The sequence below is a fragment of the Cryobacterium sp. TMT1-19 genome (assembly GCF_004403055.1).
Taxonomy (GTDB): Bacteria; Actinomycetota; Actinomycetes; order Actinomycetales; family Microbacteriaceae; genus Cryobacterium; species Cryobacterium sandaracinum.
In genome coordinates this window covers 21957-31877 of the sequence record NZ_SOHB01000016.1, presented here as the reverse complement: position 1 = coordinate 31877, position 9921 = coordinate 21957, and the positions used below count along the sequence as shown (strand labels likewise).

Below are 9921 nucleotides of genomic sequence, written 5' to 3'. Positions count from 1 at the left end.
ACTCTCGGCTACTCAACACCCACCGAACGCCTCATCAAACTCACACTCGCCGCCTAAAATGAAACCGAGGACCCCGTCCGAAAAGACCGGGTCACCCCAGGCGCGTCAACCGGCGTGTCGCGAATTTCTCCGAAGTTAGCTCACACTGCTGCCCCGAACGGATGCCGCGCCGCCGCATCCGTCACGTCCGTCGCTGGCTCGCCCAAGAGCCTCGACACCCGGCCCGTGGTGGGGCTAACTCAGGAGATCTCGCCCGAGTCGCGGCCGAGTGTCGGCTACTTTGGCACTGCTTCGCGCCCGTGGTCGGGCCGCCGGCTGGGATCTCCTGAGTTAGCCACATCCGATGCCGGTGACCGCGGTCGCTGCGCCCTGCTCCTGCTCCAGGAGGGCCGATACTGGTGCGGGGAGGCCCCTGCACCGGTGCCACGGTACTTTTTCGTCTTCGCCGTGGGTCCGTACCCGAGCCGTACTCTGCATAGCTCCTGCAGATTCTCAGAAAACGGGTCAAAACGGGTCGAAACGGGCCGAAACGGGCCGGAATCGGCCTATTTTGGCCAAATTGCAGGAGCTGTGCGTGTCCGGGGGTGGGAAGAGGCGGGGACGGGTGGCCAACTCAGGAGATCCCGGCGGGGTCGTGGCCGAGTCGCGGCGACTTCGGCACTGATCCGTGCCCGCGCCGTGGCCAGCGACTGGGATCTCCTGAGTTAGCCACAACCGGGCGCGGGGGATGGCAGGGAGGGGCGCGGAATGGCAGGGAAGGCACGTCAGCGGGCGCGGAGGGCCGGAAGGAGCACAAACGTGCGGGCCACGGCCGCCATTCCGCAGGGTGGCCAGGGCCAGAGCCGCCGGGGCAGCAGCGCTACCCGACCGCGGGCGACGGATGCCCCGCCGCCCCGCGCGACCCCAGCCGAACGAATTCGACGGAGATCTTGCACGATGATTGCGCAAAAGGGCCCCGTGGCCACGTTATTGTGCACAATCTCCGTCGAATTCGATCTGGGCGAAGCGGATTACCCGGGGCAGCGCGGAAGCGCCCTCGCGGAATGAGAGAATCAACCGAACAGAGAGGGTTGCCATGACGCTTGGACTCCCGGACCACCTGGTCAAGAGGGCCCTCAGCCATGCCCTCGCGCGGGCTGCACACTGGTTTGCGCTGACCTGCCTGGCCGCCTCTCTCGCCGCCATCCTCCTCCTCAGTTTGTCCACAACCTCAGCCACAGCCACAGCCACAGCCACAACCGCCGCCACAACAACCGCCACAACCGCCGCCACCACAACGGCCGCAACGCTCGCCACCACACCCACCGAAACCCTCGCCACCATCGCCGCCCTCCTCCTCATGGCCGCCGTGCTGATCGCCCTCTCCCTGCGCCGCACCGTCGTCCTGACGATCGCCTACCTCGTCACCGGCACCGTCGCCACCTACCTCTACACGATTACCGTGCTCGGCATCCCCGCCCTGTTCCCGAGCTCGAACGTCTTCCTCGTCACCCTGCCGAAACTGGCCCTGGTCATGATCGGCGGCGCCGGAGTCTCCGCCCGCGCCGGCGTGCTCTGGAGCACCACCGCCTTCGTCCTGGCCGAAGCCGTTACGGTGTACGCCGCCACGCAAACCGAGGTGCCCTACGGCGCGGACGTCTTCACCATCTCGACCTATCTCTTCCTCGTCAGCGTGCTGCTGCTCACGGTCTTCGTGCGCCGCGAGTGGTCCGTTCAGATCGCCCTGCACCGGGCCATGCAGACCGACCAGACCCGCCTGCTGCGCCACGAGCTCGACCTGCGCACCCTCGCCCTGGGTCAGGACACCACCCTCCAGCAGCTCGTCGCCCTCGCCCGCGCGCATCCCGGGCCGCTCAGCGCCAACCTGGCCGGCAGCATCCGTGACACCCTGCAGACCCTGCGCGGCACCGACTGGCTCACCGACGCCGATGCGCTGAGCGTCGAACCGCACGGGGGCACGGATGCCTGGCTCACCAGCGCGGTCTACGCCGCCATCGAGCGCAGTCGCGATCGTGGCCTCGTGGTCGAAGTCACGGGAGACCGCGCCGCCCTTAGCCGCCTGAGCCCGGCCAGCGACCGCGAGCTGAGCCTGGCGGTGCAGCAGTGCCTCGTGAACGTGATCCTCCACTCCGGCATCGTCGCCGCCGAGGTCGTGATCGAGTCCGAGCCGAGCAGCATTTCACTTATGGTGATGGATGCTGGGCGCGGCTTCACGGAATCGGAGACCGGCGCCGACCGTCTCGGCCTGCGCCAGGCGGTGCGCCGCCGGATCGAACGCCTGGGTGGCTCGGTGAGCATCCTCACCCGGCCGGGCGCCGGCACCTCGGTGATGCTGAGCGTGCCCGTGGCGATCGAGGAACCCGGCGGGCACGCCGAGCCGACCGAACAGCCCGAACAAACAGAAACCCCAGACCCCGAGCGGGTGTCCCAGTGACACCCACGAACGCAACCTCGCCATCAGGCAGCGCCGCGGCCACAGCCGCAGCCGCAGCCGCAAAGCAGAACCACACCCCCGTCCCCACGCCTCACACCAAGCCGCACGCCTTCACCCAGCAGCGCCTCGACCCGCTCGGCGCCCTCGCGGTCTGGACGATCGTGCCCGGCATTGCCCTGGTCGTGTTCGGCTACGCGGTGGTGACCACGGTGCTGCAGGCCGACGAGATCCGGCACCCGTTCCTGGCCGTGCTCTCGCTCGTCGCCACCGCAGCGGCGTCCGCCGCGCTCGTGTCGGCCGTACGACCGTCGCGGTCCCCGGTGCGCCAGACGTCGCTGCTGCTGATCGTCAGCCTCGGCCTGGCCGCCCACCTGCTCGACCAGGCCGCCCGCTGGGGCAGCAACTTCCTGGTGCAAGACGACTTCGGCCCGATCACCCTCGGCTTCCTGCTCGTGGCCCTCGCCCCCTTCCGCCCCTGGCGTGAACTGGCGCTGACCGCGGTGCTCGCCTCCGTCGTCGTGGCCGCGGTCACACTGCCGCAGGAACCGTTCCGCTCGGTGCGGGTGCCGTCGGGCGTCTTCGTGGTCGTCGCGGTCACCCAGGTGCTCGCACTCGGCCTCGCCGCCGCCGCGTATTCCCGCCGCATCGTGCGTCAACTGCTGGCCTGGCAAACGGATGCCCGCCGCGCCATCGCCCGTCGCACCGAAGAATCCCGCGGCAGCGTGGTGCGCCAGGTGGTCGAGCAGCAGCTCGCCACCCTGCAGCCCGGTGTCTTCCCCCTCTTCGACGGCGTGCTCGAACGCGGCGAGGTGACCAAGGCCGACATCAATCGCGCGAACGAGCTCGCCGCCGGGGTTCGCCGGGCGATCGTGGCGCACATCGACGAGACCTGGCTCGACGCCGTCATCGCCCGCGAACGCACGGCGCTCCTCGAGCGCGGCAAGGATCCGCTGCTCGTCGTGGCCGACCCCGAGCACCGGGCGGCGCACTTCGGCACGCAGCAGCGCGCGGCCACCTCGGCCCTGATCAGCATGCTCTGCCTGGCCCCCGGCTTCGACCCGCGCAGCCTCGTGGTGCAGGCAGACACCGAGCCCGACTCCGAGCCCGACACCCAGGTCGACCCGCCGAGCGACCGCCAGCAGCGGCACTCCGGCATCGACACGTTCTCGATCCGGGTGGCGCTCGACCTCCCGCCGCGCCGGGTGCGCGCCCTGCTGCGCTCCTACACGGCGGTGCTGCGGGTGGTGTTCCCGTGGGTGCGGGTGAGCATCCGTCGTCCCGGGCTGACGCTGGAATTCGGCGACAAGCGCCCCCGCCCGATTCCACCAGTACGCTGAGCTAGGCGCACGCAGCGCCACGACACGCAGCGCGGCATAACGCAGCGCGGCAGAGCGGCACGAGCGCGACCAGCCGAGGGGGCGACCACGCAATGGCGAAACTGTATTTCCGCTACGGAGCCATGAACAGCGGCAAGAGCACCTCGATGCTCCAGGCCGCCTACAACTATGAGGAACGCGGCCACCAGGTGCTGTTGGCCAAACCGTCGGTCGACACCAAGGGCGACCGGGGCATCCTCTCCCGGCTCGGCGTCACCCGGGCCGTGGACTACCTGCTCACCCCCGAGACGGATGCCTACGCCCTCTTCCACGAGCACCGCACCCGGGTGCTCGCCGAGACCGGCCTCGACGTGAGCGCCCTGCTGGTGGACGAGGCGCAGTTCCTCACCGAGCAGCAGGTGGACGATCTGCTGCGCATCGCGATCCTCGAGAACATTCCGGTGCTGGCCTACGGCATCCGCACCGATTTTCAGACGGTGGCCTTTCCGGGCAGCCGGCGCCTGCTCGAGGTGGCGCACAGCCTCGAAGAGCTTAAAACCATCTGCCGGTGCGGGCGCAAGGCCGTGTTCAACGGGCGCCAGATCGACGGGGTCTTCGTCTTCGACGGCGACCAGGTGGCCATCGACGGCGCCGAGGTGACCTACGAGTCGCTCTGCGGATCGTGCTACCTCGAGGAGAGCAATGGTGTGCTGAACAACCGCAGCCGGCCCGCGTCTACATGAACACCCGCGCCCGCAGGGCAAACAGAGTGCCGGGTGAGAAGGGGCGCTCGAACGACTTCGGGATCGCGAGCGCCCCACCAACCCCCCGGTTGGTTTTCCCCATGCCTAAACGTAGGGGCCGCTTTCCGGTCTGACCAGCCGTTACTTCTTGTGGCACCAGAACAGGGGCCACCCCGCACGTCGTTGAACCCTGCTCGAGACCACGGCAGGCACCGCCCCGAGAATCCAAGGAACGCCGATGTCCCGCTTTCGCGTAGCCCTGATCGATGACCACGAGATCGTTGCCCGCGGATTCGCCGGCCTCTTCGCCACGATCCCCGAGATCGAGGTGGTGGCCACGGTCGCGACCGTGACCGAGCTGCTCGAGTCCGCCGTGCAGCAGACGCCCGTCGACCTGGTCATCCTGGATCTGCGGCTCTCCGACGGGTCCACCGCCACCGGCAACGTCGACCGGCTGCGCGGGGCGGGCGCGGCGGTGCTTGCGTTCACCGGTGGCGACGACGCCGCTCTGATGCGGGCCGCGGCGCGCAGCGGCGTGCTGGGTGTGGTGCGCAAGTCCGAGCCGACCGCGGTGCTGCTCGACGCCGTCACCCGGGCGGCGGCGGGGGAGACCGTGGTCTCCACCGAGTGGGCCGCGGCCCTCGACGGCGATCCCGACCTCTCCGACGCGGGCCTGAGCGTGCGCGAGTGCGAGGTGCTCTCGCTCTACGCTGCGGGCGCGAAGGCACCGCTGGTGGCCTCGCGGATGGGACTCTCCGAGGCCACGGTGATCGACTACATCCGTCGGGTGCGCTCGAAATATGAGCGGGTCGGCCGCCCGGCGAACACCAAGATTGACCTCTACAAGCGGGCACTGGAAGACGGCCTCCTGCCCATCCCCGGCCAGCCGTGACCGGGCCGCCCCGGCCAACCCGGCCAACCCGGCCAAACCGGCCAATCCGGCCGCAGACCGCGACCGAGCGCCTCGCCCGCCTTCTCTACGCCGCGCTCGGGCCCACCGCCCTCGTCTTCGGTCTGCTCTGCCTGGGCACCGTCCTCGAGCAGGCTTGGGAGCCGCAGCGGTCCTGGTCGGTGGCGGCGTGGCTGCTGATCTTCGGGCTGCCGATGCTGCTCGCCGTGCTCTCCCGCCGGGTGCCGTTGCGCGTGCTGCGGGTGATCGCGCTCGCCGAGGGGGCGCTCTTCGTGCTGCTGCTGGTGTTCTGGCTGACCGTGCGGGCGGAGCCGCTGCCGGCGGGCGCGGACATCCCCTGGGCGATCAGCCTCACCGGCGTGCCCGTGATGGCTGTGGCGGTGACCACCCGCGACCGCACGGCCTGGGCCTACCTGATGCTGGTCTGCACGATGAGCGGGCTGCTGCGTGCGGCCACCTCGACTGACCCGTACCCGGTGCTGGTCGGTGTGGAAGACGGCCTCTACTCGTTCCTGCTGCTGAGCATGCTCGTGGGACTGACCACCATGGCGCGCCGCAGCGCCGGCAAGGTCGACCAGGCGGCCACGTTCGCCCGCGTGCAACTCGTCGGCCGCGCCGACCGCCTCGCCCGCAAACGCGAGCGGCTCACCATCGACGCCCTGGTGCACGACAGCGTCATCTCGACCCTGCTGATGGCCGGACGCGGCGGCACCCCGGTGCCGGTGCTGAGCCGGCACGCGGCCGACACCCTGGTGCGGCTCGACGCCCTGCGCGCCCCGCTACCCGACCCGAGCATGCCCGGCCCACAGGTGACCCGGCGCCTCCAGCAGCTGGTGGAAGAGCTGGCACCGGATGCCCAGATCACCTCCAACCTGCCCGGCACCCTCACGGTGCCCGCGCTCGCCGTGACCGCCCTGCTCGGTGCCGTCGGCGAGGCGCTCCGCAACTCGGTCGCCGCCGACGTGCAGGAGCCCGTGCGGAGCCCGGTGGCCCGCACCCTCACCGTGGCCAGCTACCAGGGCGGCATCCGGGTGGCCGTGCACGACAACGGCGTCGGCTTCGACCCCGCGCGGGTGCCCGCCGAGCGCCTGGGCATCGCGCAGAGCATCATCGGCCGCATGGAGCGCCTCTCCGGGGGTGCCGCCGCCGTGCGCTCCCGCCCCGGCGCCGGCACCGAGGTGGTGGTCTCCTGGACGCCCGCCCCTGCAGCCCCTTCAGCCCCCGCGCCGCCGGTCCCGGCCCTCTCGACCGCACCCCCTACCCCGCCGCGACCCGCCACGCAACTGAAGGGCGTGACCCGGTTGCCGAGGGCCCTGTCCACGTCCATCCTCGTGGGATTCATTGCCGTGCATGCCGTTCTCGCCTTCGCGGACGGTGAACCCCTGTGGACCCTGCCCTACGAGATCCTCGGGTTCGTGGCGGTGTCTGCGGCGGCCGCCTGGCTCACCCTCGTCGTGCCTGACCCGGTGTCGCCTCGCAACGCCGTCATGGTGCTCGCGCTGTGCGGGCTGTCCGCCGTGGCCACGGCATTCCCGGTGCCGCCGGTCGGGTCGACCCCGTTCGCCCACTGGTACCTCGGCGCCATCACCATGATGTTGGTCGCGCTGGCGGTGCGCGGCCGGCCCGGATTCGCCTGGTATGGCTACGGCATGATCATGGTCATCTCGATCGCCTGGGCGCTGCTCAACGGCCTGACGCTGCTCGACGGGGTGAACCTGGCCATCCGTCACGCCGGCACCCTGCTCGCCGGAACCCTGTTCGCCGTGGGTCTGAAGCGCTCCACCCAAACCCTCGCCGGGCTGAACCGGGAGCGGGCCCGCAGCGGCGCCGCGGCGGCCACGGCGGCAGCGGCCCTCGAGGAGCGCGAGACCCAGCTGACCCGGGTGAACACGCTGGCCCGCCCCACCCTCGAGCGCCTCGCAAATTTGCTGCAAGGCGCCGCCCTGCAGATCAACCCCCTGCAGATTGAACCGACCCTGCGGGCGGAAAGCCTGCTCGTGGAGGCCACCCTGCGCGACGCCATCCGGGGGCGCTCGCTCTTCGTCGAGCCGGTGATCACCGCGGCCCGCGCCGCCCGCATCCGGGGTGTCGACGTGACCCTGCTCGACGACAGCGCCGACCGGCCGCCCCGGCAGCTGGCCGCCGCGGCCGCCATCGTGGCCGCCCAGCTCGACTCCCTCACCCACGGTCACCTGATCGCCCGTCTGCTGCCCGCCGACCGCCCCACGATCGCGTCGATCGTGGTCGACGCCGGCGAGCCACGGATGCTCACGGTCACCCCCGACGGCCTCCTCCAGCCGTCTTTGTAGCACTCCATCTAAAAACCGAGAGAACTTCACACCCCCCATGGGGGGTGGCCATTTACTCCTATGTGCAAAGATAGCCAAGGGGATAAAGCAACTCGAGCGGTTCCTCTCTGCCTAGTACTACCGGAGGAACGCGCGTGGAGCTCAAGGACTACCTCAGAATCTTTCATAAAAGTTGGATTCTGATTCTCGCTTGCACCCTCTTAGGAATCGCCGGCGCGGCCGGTGCGGCCATCGCGACCACCCCGAAGTACATCGCCAACACCCAGCTCTACGTGGCGGTGCAGGCCTCCGCCGGCGCTGTGACGGGGGACCTGGTTCAGGGAACCAGCTTTGCCCGGCAGGCCGTCACTTCGTACGTCGACGTCGTCGACAGTGCCATCGTGCTCGACGAGGTCATCAAGCAACTTAACCTCGACCTGACCGCCGCGCAGCTCGCCTCCACAATCACCTCCACGTCACCCCTCAACACCGTTCTGATCGACGTCTCGGTCACGAACAGTGATCCGGAGCTCGCGGCGCAGATCGCCAACTCCGTCGGGCAGAACTTCAGCAAGGTCGTCGTCGACCGCCTTGAGAAGCCCGATGGCGACGCAGCCAGCCCCGTGAAGATCGAAACGATCCAGCCGGCGATCGTGCCGACCACGCCGGCCAGCCCCAACGTGCCGCTGAACATCGCCCTCGGCCTTCTGTTGGGTCTCGCGGTTGGCATTGGCCTCGCCGTGCTGCGCAGCGTGCTCGACACTCGCATCCACAGCCTGCACGACATCGAGCTGGTCACCGACTCACCGATGCTCGGCGGCATCACCAACGACCCCGGCGCGAGCCTTCGCCCCCTGGTCGTGCACACCGACCCGAAGAACCCGCGGGCCGAGGCATTCCGTAGCCTGCGCACCAACCTCCAGTTCGTGAACATCGAGGGTGGGCCGCGCAGCTTCGTGGTCACCAGTTCGGTGCCCGGTGAGGGAAAGAGCACGACCACGGCGAACCTCGCAATCGCCCTCGCCGAGACCGGCGCCCGGGTTGCGTTGATCGACGGCGACCTGCGCCTGCCACGCGTGGCGGAATACATGGGCATCGAGGGAGGCGTCGGCCTTACCGACGTGCTCATCGGTCGCGCCGAGCTCGCGGACGTTCTGCAGAAGTGGGGCAAGAACAAGCTGTTCGTTCTGCCCAGCGGCCGCGTTCCCCCGAACCCGAGCGAACTGCTCGGCTCCGCTGCGATGGCCCGCATGCTCGGCGCGCTCACCGAGGAGTTCGACGTGGTGCTGATCGACGCCCCGCCGCTGCTGCTGGTGACGGATGCCGCCGTGCTGAGCAAGCTCTGCGGCGGCGCCATCATGGTGGTGGCCTCCGGGCGCACGAAGCGCAATGAGCTGACCAGCGCCGTGAAGGCTTTGGAGCGCGCGGGGAGCCGCCTCGTCGGCATGGTCATCACCATGCTGCCCACCAGGGGGCCCGACTCCTACGGCTACGGCCAGTACAGCTACGGCACGATCCACGAGGAAGAGAAAGCCACTGTCGGTGCCGCAGCGCCCGCGGGGCGGGGCATCCGCAAGGCCCGACGGAGAACCGCGTGATGCAGACCTTCTCCATTCTCACGGTCTGCTCGGGCAACATCTGCCGCTCGCCGCTGGCCGAACAGCTCTTACGTGTCGGCCTGGCTTCGTGGCCGCAGGTGCAGCTGGCCAGTGCCGGAACAATCGGCCTGACCGGTCAGGGCATGCCAGCGCAAGCCGCCGACCTGTCGCGCCATTTCGGCGGTGACCCGAGTGCCCACGTGGCCCAAGAGCTGACCGCCGACCACGTGCAGAACGCCGACCTGGTGTTCGCGATGTCCCGCGAACACCGACGCGCCATCGTTGAGCTTTTGCCACGCGCCATCCGTTACACGTTCACGATCCGCGAGTTTGCGCGTCTCGTTGCGGACCTCACCGATGAAGACCTCGACGAGGCTGCCGCTCTGCCCCTCGATGACCTTGTTGGGCGCCTCTCCACTCTGATCGGGTTGGCCGCGTCTCAGCGTGGCGCTGTCCCCCCCCTGGTATCGGCCGATGACGACGACGTCGTTGACCCCTATCGCCGTAGCGACGAGGTCTATGTCGAGTCCGCCCAGCAGCTCGTGCCGGCCATTAACGCTGTCACTGCCCTGTTCCATAGAGCCGCAACGGTGCAGCCGAGCTGGTGAACGCCGTGGGAGGAAATAAGCCTA

General features: G+C 69.4%; 7 protein-coding genes. All 7 read left to right on the top strand.

The annotated features are described in order from the left end of the window. Positions 1 to 1075: 1075 nt before the first annotated feature. Positions 1076 to 2434, top strand: a complete 1359-nt coding sequence (locus E3T40_RS16250; protein ID WP_166786561.1) for a sensor histidine kinase — start codon at positions 1076 to 1078, stop codon at positions 2432 to 2434. After that, complete coding sequence (locus tag E3T40_RS03725; RefSeq protein WP_134542685.1) at positions 2431 to 3771, top strand: hypothetical protein; 1341 nt, start codon at positions 2431 to 2433, stop codon at positions 3769 to 3771. The genes E3T40_RS16250 and E3T40_RS03725 overlap by 4 nt, the downstream gene beginning before the upstream one ends. A gap of 92 nt (positions 3772 to 3863) precedes the next feature. Then, on the top strand, positions 3864 to 4493 hold the full coding sequence (locus E3T40_RS03720) for a thymidine kinase (protein ID WP_104170747.1): 630 nt from the start codon (positions 3864 to 3866) through the stop codon (positions 4491 to 4493). Between the two features lie 238 nt (positions 4494 to 4731). Continuing rightward, the gene (locus tag E3T40_RS03715) at positions 4732 to 5385 is read left to right on the top strand and encodes a response regulator transcription factor (RefSeq protein WP_104099815.1); all 654 of its coding nucleotides are present in this window, start codon (positions 4732 to 4734) and stop codon (positions 5383 to 5385) included. After that, positions 5382 to 7712, top strand: a complete 2331-nt coding sequence (locus tag E3T40_RS03710) for a sensor histidine kinase (RefSeq protein ID WP_134542684.1) — start codon at positions 5382 to 5384, stop codon at positions 7710 to 7712. Before E3T40_RS03715 ends, E3T40_RS03710 begins: the two co-directional genes overlap by 4 nt. Positions 7713 to 7846: 134 nt before the next feature. Then, positions 7847 to 9289, top strand: a complete 1443-nt coding sequence (locus E3T40_RS03705) for a polysaccharide biosynthesis tyrosine autokinase (RefSeq protein WP_134542683.1) — start codon at positions 7847 to 7849, stop codon at positions 9287 to 9289. Then, a complete protein-coding gene (locus tag E3T40_RS03700) occupies positions 9289 to 9897 on the top strand; it encodes a low molecular weight phosphatase family protein (protein ID WP_134542689.1) in 609 nt (202 codons plus the stop codon). Before E3T40_RS03705 ends, E3T40_RS03700 begins: the two co-directional genes overlap by 1 nt. Positions 9898 to 9921: the final 24 nt, after the last annotated feature.